Genomic DNA, 15580 nt, shown 5'->3' with positions numbered 1-15580 from the left:
ATGCTTGCTTGTCCAGTATATCCGACTGGGCAGTATGATGTAGGGGAAATTAAGGTTCAGGTCAGAGCATCTAGTATTCTACCCCAATCTGCGCCTTGATACCCGAGCGGAACGGGTGCTTCACCAGTTCCATTTCCGTCACGAGATCGGCAAGCTCGATCAACTCGTCCTTGGCATTGCGGCCGGTGAGCACGACATGGGTCATCGGTGGCTTTTCGGTCGCCAGGAATTCCAGCACTTCGGCGAGATCGATATAGTCGTAGCGGATGGCGATATTGACCTCGTCGAGCAAGACCATGGAGTTGGCCGGATCGCGGATCAGTTCCTTGGCCTTCTCCCAGGCCGCTTTCGCCATCGCGATGTCGCGCGCCTTGTCCTGGGTCTCCCAGGTGAAGCCCTCACCCATGGTGTGAAATTCGCAGAGATCGGAGAAATGCCTCAGGATCAGATCGCGTTCACCCGTCGACATCGCCCCCTTGATGAACTGCACCACCGCGCATTTCTTGCCATGGGCAATGTGGCGGAAGATCATGCCGAAGGCAGCCGAGGACTTGCCCTTGCCCTTGCCGGTATGAACGATGATCAGGCCCTTCTCGCCCGTCTTGGTGGCCATGATCTTGTCGCGGGCGGCCTTCTTCTTGGCCATCTTTTCCGCGTGGCGGGCAAGATCGCTCTCGGCGGTTTCGATGTTCGGGTCGTCGCTCATATCCGCACTTCCTTCAAATCCCTGGAGCCGACAGCGGCCAGCTCCTCAAGTGTAAATTTTGCCGAATTGCTCTTCGGCGTCCACAGGCCGCGCTCGATCGCCTCGACCAGGCGGTCCGCGAGCTCCCTTTGCGCCGGGGCATTCTTCTCGGCCATGAAGTCGCGCACGCGCTCATCGAGGATGAAAGCCTGGTATGCGGCTTCGAAATGGTGGTCGCGGACCGCACCCGTCGTCGCGGCGAAGGCGAACATATAGTCGACCGTTGCGGTGATCTCGAAGGCACCCTTGTAGCCGTGGCGCATGACGCCTTCGATCCATTTCGGATTGACCACGCGGGCGCGCACGACGCGGCCGATCTCTTCCTCGAGGCTGCGGATGACCGGCTTTTCCGGCCGCGAGTGGTCGTTGTGATAGACCTTCGGCCTGATACCCGCCACATGTTCGATCGCCGCCGTCATGCCGCCCTCGAACTGGTAGTAGTCGTCGCTGTCGAGCAGATCGTGTTCGCGATTGTCCTGGTTCTGCACCACGGCCTGGACCGAGCGCAGGCGCTCCTCGAACAGGCTGCGCGCCGCCTTGCCCTCCTCGCCCGCACCATAGGCGTAGCCACCCCAGACGAGATAACTCTCGGCGAGATCGGCGCGGTCGCTCCAGCCCTTTTCGTCGATCAGGGCCTGCAGGCCTGCGCCATAGGCACCAGGCTTCGAGCCGAAGACACGGTAGCCGGCGCGGCGGGCGGCTTGTTTTTCGTCCAGCCCCTCGGCCTTGAGCTTAATGGTTTCCGTCCGCACACGCGCCGCGATCGGATTATCTCCCTCGTCCTCGTCGAGATGAGCCACCGCCCGCACCGCTTTGTCGAAGAGTGCAATCTGTTCGGGGAAGGCATCGCGGAAAAAGCCGGAGATGCGCAGCGTGACATCGACGCGCGGACGTCCGAGGACCGCCATCGGGATCACCTCGAAGCCGGTGACGCGGCGCGAGGCCATGTCCCAGAGCGGCTTGACGCCGATCAGCGCCAGGGCCTGGGCGATATCATCGCCGCCGGTGCGCATGTTTGACGTGCCCCAGGCGGTGATGCCGAAGGAGGTAGGCCATTCGCCATGATCCTGCACATAACGCTGGATCAGGAGCTCGGCAGATTTCTTGCCGAGTTCATAAGCCGCCGGCGTCGGCACGGCGCGGCTGTCGACGGAGTAGAAGTTTCGGCCCGTCGGCAGAACGTCCGGCCTCCCGCGCGTCGGCGCGCCGGAGGGACCGGGGGGCACGAAATGACCGGCTAAGCCTTTGAGGAGGCCCTCGATTTCGGCGGAGCCGGATCTGACGACGGCCGGTTTCAGGCGGGCTTCGATCTCGGCAAGCACGGCGCGGGTTCGCGGCCAATTCTCCGGGCAGGCGATGTCGCCGGCGACGAGCTTTGCGGCAAGCAGTTCGATGCGCTCGACGGTGTCGCCCGCCGTGCGCCATGGGGCGTCGGTGATGTCCGAGAGGATCTCGAGTTTCTGACCGGTCCACGGGGAGGACATGATGCAGTAGAGGGGGTCGAATGATTTTGGCGGCGTGCCTGGGATACCCCCCTCTGCCCTGCCGGGCATCTCCCCCTCAAGGGGGGAGATCGGGGAGGTTGGCGCTCTGCCATCCTCCACCTTTGCGGATGCGGATGCGGAGATCATCGGCAGCTGAGGCGTTTTTGCCAAGGGTGCGAAATCCGCCGACATTGGCGTTCTGCCGATCTCCCCCCTTGAGGGGGAGATGGCCGGCAGGCCAGAGGGGGGTAACTCATCCCTCAGCACTTGCGGTTTACCCCCCTCTGTCGGCTTCGCCGACATCTCCCCCACAAGGGGGGAGAGCAGGTGGAGATCCCCCGCGATTGCCCGCTGCAGGCTGGCATCCCCGCCCTTGCCCTGGCCGCGTGGCACACGGGCCAGCGCGACAACCAGATCGGTCAGCAGCCGCCCCTCCGGCGCGAGGCCGAAAATGTGCAAGCCGTCGCGGATCTGCATTTCCTTGAGGTCGCAGAGATAGGCGTCGAGCTTTTCGAGCGCCTGATCTTCCGCCTCACCCTTGGCGATGCCGGCATCCTGGTCGAGGCCGATGTCGGCGATAAGCTCCAGGATCTGCTTTTTCAGCAAACTCAAACGGCGCGGATCGCCACCAGAGGCCTCGTAGTACTCGTCGACCAGCGCTTCGAGATCCTTGAGCGGCCCATAACTCTCAGCCCGTGTCAGCGGCGGCGTCAGGTGGTCGATGATGACAGCGGAGCTGCGGCGCTTGGCCTGCGTGCCCTCGCCGGGATCGTTGACGATGAAGGGATAGAGATGCGGGAGCGGGCCGAAGACGGCCTCGGGGAGGCAGGTTTCCGACAGCGCCAGCGCCTTGCCGGGCAGCCATTCGAGATTGCCGTGTTTGCCCATGTGGATGACGGCTTGAGCGCCAAATTCCCGCCTCAGGAAGGCGTAGAAGGCAAGATAGCCATGCGGCGGCACGAGATCAGGGGAATGATAGGTTTCCTTGGGATCGATGTTGTAGCCACGGGCCGGCTGGATGCCGATCATGAGCTTGCCGAAACGCATCAGCGGCAGCGCGAAGGCACCGTCGAGATGGAAGGGATCGGCGTCCGGCGCCCCCCAGCGCGCGGTGACGCGCTCCTGAACTTCTTTGGGAAGATCCTCGAAGAACTTTATGTAATCGCTAACGGAAAGATGTTCACGAATGACCCGTCCATCATTCGCCGCATTGGTCGGGCCTGCCATCAGGGCCTGCATCAGCGCGTCGCCATCGGCGGGCAAATCGGCGACGTCGTAACCGGCGTCGCGCATGGCGCGCATCACTTCGATTGTGCCGGCTGGCGTGTCCAGTCCGACCCCATTGCCGAGACGTCCGTCGCGGTTCGGGTAATTGGCCATAACAAGCGCCACATGGCGGTCGGCGGGTTCGGTTGCGCGCAGCTTCGCCCAATTGGCGGCGAGTTCAGCGACGAAGCGCATGCGACCGGCATCCGGCTCGTGGCTGACGAGATTTGCCTCTACCCGCTCGTCGAAGCGCGCCTTCGACTTGAACGAGATGGCGCGGGTCAGCACCCGGCCATCAACCTCCGGCAGGGCGACGCTCATCGCGAGATCCCGGGCACTCAAGCCCTGGCTCGAACTCTCCCAGGTGGCGCGCGGGGAGGAAGAGAAGATCGCCTGCAGGACCACGGCGCCGGTCTCGTCGAGCACCGTCGACGGCTTTTCTGCGCCCGGTGTGGAGACGGCGAAACCGGTCGTGTTGATGACCACGGATGGCGGGTAGCGGTTGAAGACGGCGCGGAGCGTATCGACCGAGACCTGGTCCTTAAGGCTGGAGACGAAGACCGGCAGAGGGATCAGGCCCTCAGCCTTCAAAGCTTCGACAATGGCTTCGACAGGTGCGGTTTCGCCGCTCTGGACGAGGGCGCGGTAGAAGCAGAGGGGGGCGATATTCCCTCTCCCCGCAGCCAAGGAGAGGGTCAGGGTGAGGGGCTGGTCTTGTTCGGTGCTTTGCCCCTCATCCCCGGCGCAACTTGTTGCGCCTGACCTTCGGGCATCTTCTCCCCGCAGGCGGGGAGAAGGAAGCACGCCGCCGGCCGCAACGCCACTCTCCCCCCGTGCGGGGGAGATGGCCGGCAGGCCAGAGGGAGGTACCGCGACCGCCAGCCGCTCCCACTCCTCAACCCCGATCACGCCCCTGCCCGGCCACCAGATTCCGGCTTTCAGCAGCGGACGTGCAGGCTCCGGTCGGTCGGTGTCATCGAGCAAGGCCTCGGCATAGGCGACGAAAGCCGAGGCATTCCCCGCCCCGCCTTCGGTCAGATAGGTCCAGAGTGCCTGGCGGTCGTCATCCGTGCAGGCCTGGAACGGTGCGAGCCCTTCATCCGGCTTGTCGTCACCGGGCAGCACGACGATGGCCGCGCCGTTGCGGCGGGCTGAGGCATGCAGGGCCTCCAGCGCATAGTGGAAGTAACTCGCGCCACCCAGCGCCCTGACCACGATCAGCCGCGCGTGGCGCGCCGTGCGCTCGATATAGGTATCGACCGACATCGGATGCTTGAGCGTCATCAGGCTGGCCAGCCGCCAGCGCAGCGCCTCTCCGCCCCGCGCCTGCACGGCTGCGGCAATCGCTGCCAGCTCCGTGTCGGCCGCCGAGAGGAACAGCACGTCTCCCGGCGTCTGGCCAAGATCGATGGCCTCGTCGCCGTCGCTGATCGATCCCTTCTGGGCTAGGAGGAGATGCATGACGGCTCCCGGTGGTCGATCTGGAATTTGTCCGATGTCAGAGTTTGGAGTACCCCCCTCTGCCCTGCCGGGCATCTCCCCCACACGGGGGGAGAACGGAAGGCGGAAGCGTCGCGCCCCTCTGGAAAGCCTTCAGCTGCTGCAGCCCTGGATGTCTGGCCGCCACGAGTCGATAACGTGAGCAAAAACCTCGGCAGCCGGGTGCCACCTTGCCCGCGAACCACAAGGCGCGCGGCCTTCCGATCTCCCCCCTTGAGGGGGAGATGGCCGGCAGGCCAGAGGGGGGTAACACCGAGCGCCATCATCAGGCCGTTTCTGAACCCGCCGCCTGCACGTCTTCGACGACAGACGCGAAATCCCACTCATGCAGGCCGATCACCACAAGCCGCGTCTCGCGCTTTTCGGCGCTCGTCCAGGGTCGGTCGAAATAGGTGTCGATGCGGGTGCCGACGGCCTGGATGACGAGGCGCATCGGCTTTCCGGGCACGTCGATGAAGCCCTTCAGGCGCAGGATGTCGTGCTTCTCGATGACAGGCTTCAGGCGGTCGATGAAATCGGAAGCGTCCTTGATGGCGCCGAGCTTCAGCACGAAGCTCTCGAACTCGTCGTGATCGTGGTGATGGCCGTGGTCTTCGCCCGAGGCATGCAGGGCCTCATGCTCCAGTTCGTGATGCGACTTGCGATTGTCGATGTCGTCTTCCGTGCTAGCGCCAATGCCGAGCAGCACCAGCGAAGGCACTTCGCCGTTCTTCGCCTCGATCATCGAGGGCTTGCGGCTGGTGCGGCCGGTCACTTCTGCGCGCACGGCGGCGATGCCGGCGGCGTCAAGCAGGTCGGTCTTGTTGAGGACGATGAGATCGGCGCAGGTCAGCTGGTCCTCGAACAGTTCCTCGATCGGGCTCTCGTGGTCGAGATTGTCGTCCTCGGCGCGCTCGGCGGCAACCGCGTCATGGTCGTCGGCAAAACGACCGGCGGCGACGGCGGCGCTGTCGACGACGGTGACGACACCATCAACGGTCACGCGGGTGCGAATGTCAGGCCAGTTGAAGGCGGCGACCAGCGGCTGCGGCAGGGCCAGGCCAGAGGTTTCGATGACGATATGGTCAGGCTTCACGTCGCGCTCGAGCAGCTTGAGCATGGTCGGCACGAAGTCGTCTGCGACCGTGCAGCAGATGCAGCCATTGGTGAGTTCGATGATGTCGTCTTCGGTGCAGTTGTCGGCGCCGCAGCCCTTCAACACGTCGCCATCGACGCCGAGATCGCCGAATTCATTGATGATCAGCGCAATCTTCTTGCCGCCGGCATTCATCAGCATGTTGCGGATGATGGTGGTCTTGCCGGCCCCCAGGAAGCCGGTGATGACGGTGGCGGGGATCTTCTGCTGCAACATGGTTCAACCCTTCATTTTCAGCGGCAATCCGGCCGCCACGAAATAGACTTCATCCGCCTCTGCGGCGATGGCTTGGTGGAGACGGCCGGCATGGTCGCGGAAGGCGCGGGCCATCTTGTTCTCGGGCACGATGCCGAGGCCGACTTCATTGGAGACCAAGATGACGGTGGCCTGGAGGTCGCTGAGCGCGCCTGAGAGGGATTCGCCTTCGGCATCGACGTCGCAGCCCTCCTCCATCATCAGGTTGGTGACCCAGAGCGTCAGGCAATCCACGAGGATGACCCGTCCTGGCTGGTCGAGTGTCTTCAGAGCGCCGATCAGATCCAGCGGTTCTTCATGGGTGATCCAGCCGTCATCGGCACGGTCCGCCTTGTGGGTGGCAATGCGCGCACGCATCTCGTCGTCCCAGGCGCGGCCGGTGGCCAGGTAGACACGCTCAAGACCGGTCTCGCGTGCCATTGTCTCGGCAAAACGCGACTTGCCGGACCGGGCACCACCGAGAACCAGCACGGATCGGGAGTTGGGTGTGGTCATGGAGTGCCGAGGCCTCCATACCGACGGTCATGTCTGCGACCACGCATGTGCGCGGCGCGGACCAAGTGTTTATAGGGGTCAGGCACGCACGCCATCGTCCCGCTGCGAGACCCCAGGGGTCCGCATCTTTCACGCGTCGCCAAGACAACCTCCGTGTTGGCAACGGGGATTGCTCCCCAATTGGGCTTGATGCCCGTCACGGACGGCAGGTCTCCTGGCTCGCAGGTCGTGGCACGGGTGCCAGCGGGTCTTCCTCACCTTCCCAGGGCGTTTGCGACATGAATGAGCGGACGATTCGTAGACATAGAGGCGTCCTGCCCCGGCTTTTCATGGCGCCACCCCAGTGGCTTTTCCCGCCTCGCAAAACTCCGGCCGATCACACCATGCGATCCGTCGCCCTCGCTTTCACCATGCGGGATGGAAGACCCTCGCTGCAATACAGTCGCGGGGTCGGCTGCGTTCGGCCTGCCTGATAGAGGTCCAAGCCTTCGCATTCCCTTTTGCTCTCCAGGCGGCCTGTCTGCCGTCCGGAAACCATCCGCCACGAGGATTAGGCCGAGGCCGGGCGCAAGTCAATCATGGCTGCGGCGCCGGCATGCGTCATTGCGTCGGCGGACGATCACGGTGTTGCGGGGCAATCCGGCGTCACAGCCGGGTCGCAGTCGGGACGCAAGCGGATCGTCCCGCTCGCGCCGTTCTCGACAGGCGTGCCGGAGCGGACATCCGCTGCCCGACGGGCCGGCTGCGCAGGCGCAGTGGAGCTCGGGGGCTGAGCGACTTCGGCAACAGGGGGCGCAGCCATTTCCGTCGGCGGCGGCGTAACCGAGACAACCGGTGTGGTCGCCGCAGGCGAATTCTGTGGCATGGTCGGCGCCTGCGGCGCAACTGCAGCCGCGCGCGGGGCGGCCGGCGGCGCATCCGGCACGATGACCGGCGGAGGGTCTGTCGTCAGACGGGTCGACATCATACGCGGCGGCTGCGCCTTGCGGATGCGCGGCGTGGCAAGCGAGAAGGCGAAGCGAATACGAGCCGCAATCTCCTCGACCAGCGCTTGCCGTGCCCATTTCGGATCGTCGGTTGGGCTGCTGACCGTGAATGATCCTTGCGCCACGGGCTCGCCCGTCTCGACAGAGGTCGCCGTCACGGTGAACTTCGCCTGGGCGAGGCGACGGCGGGCACCTTCCCCAAAGCCCAGTCGGTCGATCTTGACGAGCAGGACGACGCGCTCCGCCCCCTGCGGCGCACGGGTAGACGCGATGGCCGCCGACACTCGCCGATCGACACCTTCAATCAGGTCGAGCGGGATGCGGGCATCGGCCATGACCGTGACGTTGCGGACGAAATAGACCAGCGGGCGATCGATGTTGCGCCCCTGGAGAAGCGAGCAGGAAGCCAGAAGCATGACCAGACCGAGTGCAGCGGCGATGCGGAGACTGCGAACGGACATGACGACCCCGGGCTGGTGATTCTGGACCAGCCCGAGAATTCGCCACTTATGGTTAGTGGACCGTTAATTTGCGGAATGAAGGGCCGCGAACAGCGATGCCGCCGAGGCGCATTCAGCATAACGGGCCTCGCGACGCGCTTCCGCCTCGGTATCGGTACCCCAATGTTCCAACGTCCAGTCTTCATCGAGATGGGCGAACGACCAGATCTCGTCGAGTTCAAAAGCGCCTTCGGCGAAAGCGAGCGCCAGGACCGCCGAACCGGTCAGCGTCGTCACCACATTGAGGCAGGAGATTCGAAAAGGATCGCGATAGCGCTCAAGTGCCCGGGCAAAGGCAGAAACTGCCTCGCCTGGCTGTTCCTGGTGCATCACACCTTCAACGAGAATGAAACGTGCCGCGTGGGCCGTCGCAGCCCAGGCGAGGACAGGATCCCAGCGGGTCGCCTGGCGATCGGTGAGTTCCTTCGGCCCATCCGCACGGTAGCAGAGAAGATCGGTTCCGGCGAAACGCACGATCTCGTCGAACACGTCCGCAAGGCTGTTCGAGACGGCATCAATCGCGGTGTTGGCAAGCTTTGTGATCGGCATGGTGGCGGGATCGATAAACTCGCCCTGCCCCGCCCATTCCGCCACAACCAGCTCGGCGGCCTCGCGCGTCGGAAGTGTCAGCAGTTTCTTGGCCGGTGTCTTCACCGGCTTGCCGTCGAGGGTGATCGAGAAGCCGTCCTCACGCTCCTCCATGCCGACGTTCTCGTAGAAGCGCTTCGGCAGCGGCCGCTTCATCTGGATTTGCGCCCGGCGCACCGGGTCCTCATGGCTCGGTTCCGGAATGAAGGTCCCGAAAATGTCCTGGCTGAGTTCGTCGCGCATCAAGGGCTCCTAGTGGATATAGGCCAGAAGGTCGGCGGGGCGTTCGACCACGGCATCGGCTCCGGCCTTCCAGAGTTCGTCCGGATTGGCATAACCCCAGGCCACGCCGATCGCGGTCGCGCCCGCAGCCTTCGCCATCTGCATGTCGTAGATCGCGTCGCCGATGACGATCGTTTCACGCGGCGCCATGCCTGCCTCGTCGCAGCATTCCGTCACCATGGCCGGGTGCGGCTTGGAGGGGCATTCGTCGGCCGTGCGGCAAAACAGGAAATGGGGCTTCAACCCATGGCCTTCAAGGATCAATTCCAGCCCGCGGCGCGACTTGCCGGTCACGGCGCCGAGCCAGATATCGTCGCGCGCGATCAAGGCATCCAGAACCTCACGGATGCCGTCGAACATGGTCTCGCCAAAGCCGGAGTCCCGGCGGACATCGGCAAAGATCTTCTTGTAGTGGGCCGCCATGGCGACCGCCTCATCGTCGGCATGCGGCTTGCCGTCCATACGGGCGATCGCGATGTCGAGCGTCAGACCGATGATCGACTTGGTCGTCTCCAAAGCCGGCTCCGGCTTGCCGAAGGCGATGAAGGTGTGGCGCATGACCTCATGGATCAGGCCGGCGCTGTCGACCAGCGTGCCGTCGCAATCGAAAAGAACAAGCTTCATTCGCCGTCCCTGTCACCATCGCGCTGATCGAGGCCGAGCAGGTTCCAGGTCTGGACCATGTGCGGCGGCAGCGGTGCCGTGACCTTCAGGCGCCCCCCATTGGGATGCGGCAGGTCAATATAGCGTGCATGCAGATGCAGGCGCTTCTGGACGCCACCGGGGAAATCCCAGTTGTGGTCGTCGATGAAGTATTTGGGGTCACCGATGATCGGATGGCCGATATGGAGCGCGTGAACGCGCAGCTGGTGGGTACGGCCAGTATAGGGTTCCATTTCCAGCCAGGCGAGGTTCTGGGCTGCCGTATCGATCACACGGTAATAGGTGATGGCGTGGTCCGCCCCGTCCTCGCCGTGTTTGCAGACCCGCATGCGGTCGCCCTCGTCGGTCTGGTCCTTGGTGAGCCAGGTCGAGATCTTGTCCTCGTGCTTGCGCGGCACACCCTTCACCAGCGACCAGTAGATCTTCTTCGTGTCACGCTCGCGGAAGGCAGCCGTCAGCTTCTGGGCAGCGCCACGGGTACGGGCGACAACGAGCACGCCGGAGGTGTCGCGGTCGAGGCGATGGACGAGGCGCGGCTTCTCGCCCTTCCTGCTCGTCCAGGCTTCCAGCATCTTGTCGATGTGGCGGTTGAGACCCGAGCCGCCCTGCACGGCAAGGCCGGCGGGCTTGTTGAGCACGAAGACCTTTTCGTCTTCATGCAGCAGCATGCGCGACAGGAGTTCATGGTCGTCGCCATGCTTCAGGTCGTGGCTTGCGATCGGGCCGGACTTCTTGGCGTCGACATCCATGGGCGGCACACGCACGACCTGGCCGGGCTGGACGCGGGCATCGGTCTTGACGCGACCGCCGTCGACACGGACCTGGCCCGAGCGCAGCAGCTTCTGAAGCGCGCCGAAGCCGAGACCCGGATAGTGGATCTTGAACCAACGGTCGAGCCGCATGCCCGCCTCGTCGGCTTCCACGGTGATGTGTTCGATGCCTGCCATCAGGAATTCTTTCTTGCTCGGGTTCTCCACCCTCTTGTCCCGTGCCTTTAGTAGATTTCGGCCGGAAAGGGAAAGCGGAAATGCAGGCGATGGGCTCAGAACAGGCTGCGACCGAGTGCAAGGCCACCGAAGGCGGCCGCGAGCGAGAGCAGGACGCTTGCGCCGACATAGACGAAAGCCATGAGCCCCTCTCCCTTCTCGAACAGGGACAGTGTGTCCAGCGAAAACGAAGAGAAAGTGGTGAAACCACCGAGGAACCCGACAACCAGCAGCAGCCGCAGCTCCACCGGTGCCGAAAGCTTGCGCGCCACGAGCTCGGCGAGGAGACCGATCGCAAAGGAACCAACGATATTGACGGTGATGGTGCCCCAGGGAAAGGCAGGCCCAAGCAGCCGCGTCATCGCGATCCCGGTCAGATAGCGGGCAACGGATCCGGTGGCGCCGCCGACCGCCACCAGAAGAATATGGAACATGGGGGCCTCCGGCTCAAACTGCGGTGATCAAACCCGTTCAAGCCGGTCCAGACCGTCGCGTCAACCCTTGGCCGACGTCAGGAAGGCGCCGACAAAGTCAGCAAGCGCCTGCCAGTCGGTGAATTCATGGTCACGGCTGACATCGGTTGGTGCCTTCTCGTATTCGGCCATGCGGCGAATGATCCAGCGTTTGAAGAAATCATATTCGGTGTAGCGCAAGGCGCCGGCCGCATGGTGCACATGGCGCGGCTTCCAGCCGGTTTCATCGAAGAGCCCCTGGGGGAAATGTCTGGCTTCGTCACGCTCCTCATCGAACTCACTGCGGATCAGCAGCGAAACCGAGACGAATGCGGTCGGAACACCACGCAGCCAGGGCGCCTCCTGGCGCACAAAGTTGACGAAAGCGGCAGGATAGCGGGCCGCGTGGACCGGAGCGCAGAGAATGACAGCTTCGGGATGGCCGATCGCATATTCACCGCCGGACGAGATGTCGAAAAGAAGCGCCCGGTCGCCAGCCGCCTCGATCGATGCGGCCACTGCTTCGGCAATCTTCCGCGTCTGTCCCTCGATCGTCGCATAACCGACAAGAATAATCATGTCTTCGCTCCTCTCCTTGTGATGCGTCGATATTCATCCGAGCCTCGGACAGCGCCTTGATCTGGCGCAAAACGGGCAGCCGCGACGTCGATTTGGCGCAACACACAACCCATAGAATTTTATTCAATTATCATCATTCGACTTAAAGATGCATAGATAACCGTAGTTTATGCTAATGTCGTTATGTAATATCTGGAAAACGCCCATGACACAGGTTGTCACAGTCTCTGCCCATACTGCGGCCTATGCGATGGAACCGGTGAAGCCGCCTCAACGTGTTTCCCGTGCATCCTACGTAGAAGAGCATACGCGTGTGCTGGCGCAGCAAGCGGCGCAGAGCGAAGACCTGCGGCTCAGAGCGCTGGTCAACGTCGTGCAGCCTCCGGCACTGGCGCTCTACTTCCTCACCTCGACGCAGCAGCAGTTCGAGCAGGCGACGCTGAAGGAAACGATCGAGGCCTACAAGAATTCGGTCGCCTGACACCACTCCCAAGACAGACGAAAAAAGCCGCGACCGATGAACGGTCGCGGCTTTTGTCTGTTTGCAGCTCAGGGGATCAGTTGCCTCTGGCCGGACCGACCGGGAGAACCACATCCACGGCACCGGCCTTTTCAAAGGTCAGCGTCACGTTGACCGTTGCGCCCTCCTTGAAGGGTTCGGCGACCTTGTAGAACATCAGGTGCAGGCCGCCCGGCTTCAACTCGACCGTCTCGCCGGCAGGGATCACGATGCCTTCGGTCAACTGGCGCATCTTCATGACGTCACCTTCCATCGCCATCTCGTGAAGCTGGACCTCACCGGCCTGGGCCGACGTTGCCGACACGAGCTTATCTGCCTCGCCGCCCTTGTTGGTGATGGTGATGAAGCCGCCGCCAACCGGCTGACCGGGGAGCATGGCCTTGGTGAAGCCTGCGGTCAGTTCGAGGTTACCGGCGGTGACATCGTCGAAACCACCGGGATTGGCGGCCGCCATGTGGTCACCATGGCCCGAATGATCGCCATGGGCCCCGTGGCCGCCGGCAGCGGCCTGACCGGCGGGCGCGGCAGCGCCGGCATGCGCACCGTGTGCGCCATGACCGGCATGCGGATCCTGCTCGGCAGCGACCAGTTTCAGAACCGGTGCGGGACCCTCGAGATCATGCGGGTCCTGGCCGGGTGCAGCAATCTGATCCCAGGCCACCTTGCCATCCGTTCCGCAGAGCTGAACGGTCGGGAAGGCAAGGCCCGTTGCAGGGTCGCCGGCGGCAATCTTTCCGTAGACGGTGAAGGTGTCGTAGAAATTGTCGGGCAGCTCGCCATTCTTGAACCGGATCTCGACCGGACCGGACTTCACTTCCTTGCCATGGTTGTCATAGCTCGTCTGATAGTCACCGGTGATCACTTCGACTTCCCAGCCAGGCTTCGGCATCGGCTTGGCGGAGATGAAGCCTTCCGGTAGCTTGATCTGGACTTCGTTGGTCGCCTTGCCGTCGCAGCCATGCGGCACCTGCAAGGTGGCGGCCACGTAAGAACCGATCTTGGCCGGCTGGTTGGCGAAGGTGGCGTGGGCGAACACGGCAGTGGTCGACGCGAGCGTGGCGATCGTGGTCGCAAGAACAAGTTTGGTCTTCATGGGTGTCTCTCCTGGCCGCGGTCCATGCTGGCCGTCGGCATTCGTCTGTCTTCGTCTACGGATGAAAGCGATCAGACGGAGAGCGGCGGGCCACGCAAGCGCGGGCGATCGAGGAGATGGCGGAGGCGATCCGGTGATTGGGGCGGCGCGATCGGATCCAGGCTCGCAAACTGGCTGATGAGCCAAGAGTGATCCGGGGGCGTCGGCAGAAGCACCGAACTGGCAAGACGGCAGGCTTCACAATCCGAGATCGGCGTGGCGTGCTTCTGGCCCTGATCGGCAACACAGAGATCGGCAAAGGTGCCATCCGGCAGCGCATAGGCAACCGACTGTGTGTCGGCTGCAAATGCGGCCGGCATGCGATGACCAAAGCCGATCGACAGGAAGACCATGGCGCAGAAAATGCGCAGGCACATCGTCGCTCTGTTGGCCTTCGGCTTCATCATCGTCCCCGTTCCGATCACTGCTTTAACGCGATGTTCGCCCCAAGCCAAGCGACGAGATGCCGCGCCGGCGAACAAGCGCTCCCCGTTCGCGCCGACGAAAACCCGACGCTCCAGCGACAATTATTTGTTCGAGAGCGACGCAGCCTCTTGCCAAGCTGCCCTGCCGCCGGATAATGCCTGCATGACCTTGTTGGGAGATACCGGTTCAATCCGGAGCCGAAGGAGCAACCGCCCCGGAAACTCTCAGGCAAAAGGACCACAAGGCGTCGACTGCACTCTGGAGAGAGGCCCGTTTCCAAAGCGGGCCGCGCCGAAGGGATAACAATCTCAGGCACAAGGACAGAGGGGGCTCATGAACCGGCACAACCGTGCCCTGACTTGAGCAAGCGCGCGAGCGCGAACCCGGAGGCGACGTCTTGGACGATCAGACCCAACTGAAACGCACCCCCCTTTATGATTTCCATGTGTCGCTTGGCGCCAAGATGGTGCCCTTTGCCGGTTACGACATGCCGGTGCAATATCCGGCCGGCGTGCTGAAGGAACACCTGCACACCCGCGCCGCCGCCGGTCTCTTCGACGTTTCGCATATGGGACAGGTTGAGCTCGTCGCCCCCTCCGGTACTTACGAGGACGCGGCCAAGGCACTGGAAACGCTCGTTCCCGTCGATATCATCGGCTTGAAGGACGGACGCCAGCGCTACGGCTTCTTCACGGATGACAACGGCGGCATCCTCGACGACCTGATGATTTCGCGCCTCGACGAACGCCTGCTGGTGGTGGTCAATGCCGGCTGCAAGGATGCCGACATCGCGCATCTCAGGGCAAAGCTGCCTGATGGCGTTCAGGTTCTCGTGCATGACGACCGGGCGCTTCTCGCCCTCCAGGGACCGAAGGCGGAAGCCGTACTTGCGGCGCTCAATTCCGACGTCGTAACCATGAAATTCATGGATGTGCGTGAACTGTCTCTGAGCGACATCCCTGCCCTTGTCTCGCGCACCGGCTATTCCGGCGAAGACGGTTTCGAGATCTCGGTGCCGGCTGACCGCGCCACCGATCTCGCCAAGGCTTTGCTCGACCAGCCGGACTGTCAGGCAATCGGTCTCGGCGCGCGTGATTCGCTCCGCCTCGAAGCCGGGCTCTGCCTCTATGGCAACGACATCGACACGACGACCTCGCCGGTCGAGGCCTCGATCGAATGGGGCATCCAGAAGGTCCGCCGCACAGGCGGCGCCCGCGAAGGCGGCTTTCCAGGGGCAGCCCGCATCCTCGCCGAACTCAACGATGGCGTCTCCCGCCGCCGCGTCGGGTTGCGGCCCGAGGGCAAGGCGCCGGTGCGCCCGCCGGCAAAGCTGTTTGCCGATGCCGAGGGCAAGACCGAGATCGGTCATGTGTCGTCCGGTGGCTTTGGCCCAAGCGCAGAGAGCCCGGTCGCCATGGGCTATGTGCCCACCGTCATGGCCGAACCCGGCAACCAGGTTTTTGCTGATGTGCGTGGCAAGTATCTGCCCCTCACCGTCACCGCGCTGCCCTTTGTGACGCCAACATACAAACGCTGACATGACCTTGATTGCCCCTCATCCGGCTGCCGCCACCTTCTCCCCGTGA

At 63.4% G+C, this 15580-nt stretch carries 14 protein-coding genes and 2 riboswitches; of the genes, 2 read left to right on the top strand and 12 right to left on the bottom strand.

The features are described from left to right. Positions 1–70: 70 nt before the first annotated feature. The 10 genes from cobO to J2045_RS10355 form a co-directional block, all read right to left on the bottom strand. Positions 71–706, bottom strand: a complete 636-nt coding sequence (gene cobO / locus J2045_RS10400; RefSeq protein WP_298465054.1) for a cob(I)yrinic acid a,c-diamide adenosyltransferase — start codon at positions 704–706, stop codon at positions 71–73. Then, positions 703–4956 (bottom strand): cobaltochelatase subunit CobN, encoded by a 4254-nt coding sequence (gene cobN / locus J2045_RS10395; protein ID WP_307372399.1) that lies wholly within the window; start codon positions 4954–4956, stop codon positions 703–705. The genes cobO and cobN overlap by 4 nt, the downstream gene beginning before the upstream one ends. Before the next feature lie 304 nt (positions 4957–5260). Beyond that, positions 5261–6346, bottom strand: a complete 1086-nt coding sequence (gene cobW / locus J2045_RS10390) for a cobalamin biosynthesis protein CobW (protein WP_307372397.1) — start codon at positions 6344–6346, stop codon at positions 5261–5263. Between the two features lie 3 nt (positions 6347–6349). After that, a complete protein-coding gene (gene cobU, locus J2045_RS10385; RefSeq protein ID WP_307372394.1) occupies positions 6350–6880 on the bottom strand; it encodes a bifunctional adenosylcobinamide kinase/adenosylcobinamide-phosphate guanylyltransferase in 531 nt (176 codons plus the stop codon). 187 nt (positions 6881–7067) lie between these two features. Then, positions 7068–7434: riboswitch (cobalamin riboswitch) on the bottom strand. Between the two features lie 65 nt (positions 7435–7499). After that, positions 7500–8327: a hypothetical protein gene (locus J2045_RS10380; RefSeq protein WP_307372391.1), complete on the bottom strand. Its 828-nt coding sequence runs from the start codon at positions 8325–8327 to the stop codon at positions 7500–7502. A 63-nt stretch (positions 8328–8390) separates the two neighbouring features. Further along, positions 8391–9197 carry an ATP12 family chaperone protein gene (locus J2045_RS10375; protein WP_307372389.1) on the bottom strand — a complete coding sequence of 269 codons (807 nt, stop codon included), beginning with the start codon at positions 9195–9197 and terminating at the stop codon, positions 8391–8393. Positions 9198–9206: 9 nt separating this feature from the next. Next, positions 9207–9860 (bottom strand): HAD-IA family hydrolase, encoded by a 654-nt coding sequence (locus J2045_RS10370; RefSeq protein WP_307372386.1) that lies wholly within the window; start codon positions 9858–9860, stop codon positions 9207–9209. Next, positions 9857–10846, bottom strand: a complete 990-nt coding sequence (locus J2045_RS10365; protein WP_307372383.1) for an RluA family pseudouridine synthase — start codon at positions 10844–10846, stop codon at positions 9857–9859. Before J2045_RS10365 ends, J2045_RS10370 begins: the two co-directional genes overlap by 4 nt. Positions 10847–10941: 95 nt before the next feature. After that, positions 10942–11319, bottom strand: coding sequence for a fluoride efflux transporter CrcB (crcB, locus tag J2045_RS10360; protein WP_166599439.1), 378 nt, complete (start codon positions 11317–11319; stop codon positions 10942–10944). Positions 11320–11379: 60 nt separating this feature from the next. Next, positions 11380–11916 (bottom strand): flavodoxin domain-containing protein, encoded by a 537-nt coding sequence (locus J2045_RS10355; protein WP_307372381.1) that lies wholly within the window; start codon positions 11914–11916, stop codon positions 11380–11382. A gap of 205 nt (positions 11917–12121) precedes the next feature. On the opposite strand from J2045_RS10355, the gene J2045_RS10350 reads away from it, so the two are divergent. Continuing rightward, positions 12122–12397 carry a hypothetical protein gene (locus J2045_RS10350; RefSeq protein ID WP_166599441.1) on the top strand — a complete coding sequence of 92 codons (276 nt, stop codon included), beginning with the start codon at positions 12122–12124 and terminating at the stop codon, positions 12395–12397. 76 nt (positions 12398–12473) lie between these two features. Here J2045_RS10350 and J2045_RS10345 read toward each other — a convergent pair whose 3' ends face one another. Together J2045_RS10345 and J2045_RS10340 are read right to left on the bottom strand one after the other, a co-directional pair. Next, entirely contained in the window at positions 12474–13529 is a 1056-nt protein-coding gene (locus tag J2045_RS10345; protein ID WP_307372379.1) for a DUF1775 domain-containing protein, read from the bottom strand. A 71-nt stretch (positions 13530–13600) separates the two neighbouring features. Continuing rightward, positions 13601–13975, bottom strand: coding sequence for a hypothetical protein (locus tag J2045_RS10340; protein ID WP_307372377.1), 375 nt, complete (start codon positions 13973–13975; stop codon positions 13601–13603). Positions 13976–14156: 181 nt separating this feature from the next. After that, positions 14157–14244: riboswitch (glycine riboswitch) on the top strand. A 147-nt stretch (positions 14245–14391) separates the two neighbouring features. Here J2045_RS10340 and gcvT point away from each other — a divergent pair. After that, complete coding sequence (gcvT, locus tag J2045_RS10335; protein WP_307372375.1) at positions 14392–15531, top strand: glycine cleavage system aminomethyltransferase GcvT; 1140 nt, start codon at positions 14392–14394, stop codon at positions 15529–15531. Positions 15532–15580 lie beyond the last annotated feature (49 nt).

The sequence above is a fragment of the Peteryoungia aggregata LMG 23059 genome, assembly GCF_030814435.1.
Lineage (GTDB): Bacteria > Pseudomonadota > Alphaproteobacteria > Rhizobiales > Rhizobiaceae > Allorhizobium > Allorhizobium aggregatum.
The sequence above is the reverse complement of the archived record's forward strand: the minus strand, read 5'-3'. Positions and strand labels throughout refer to the sequence as shown.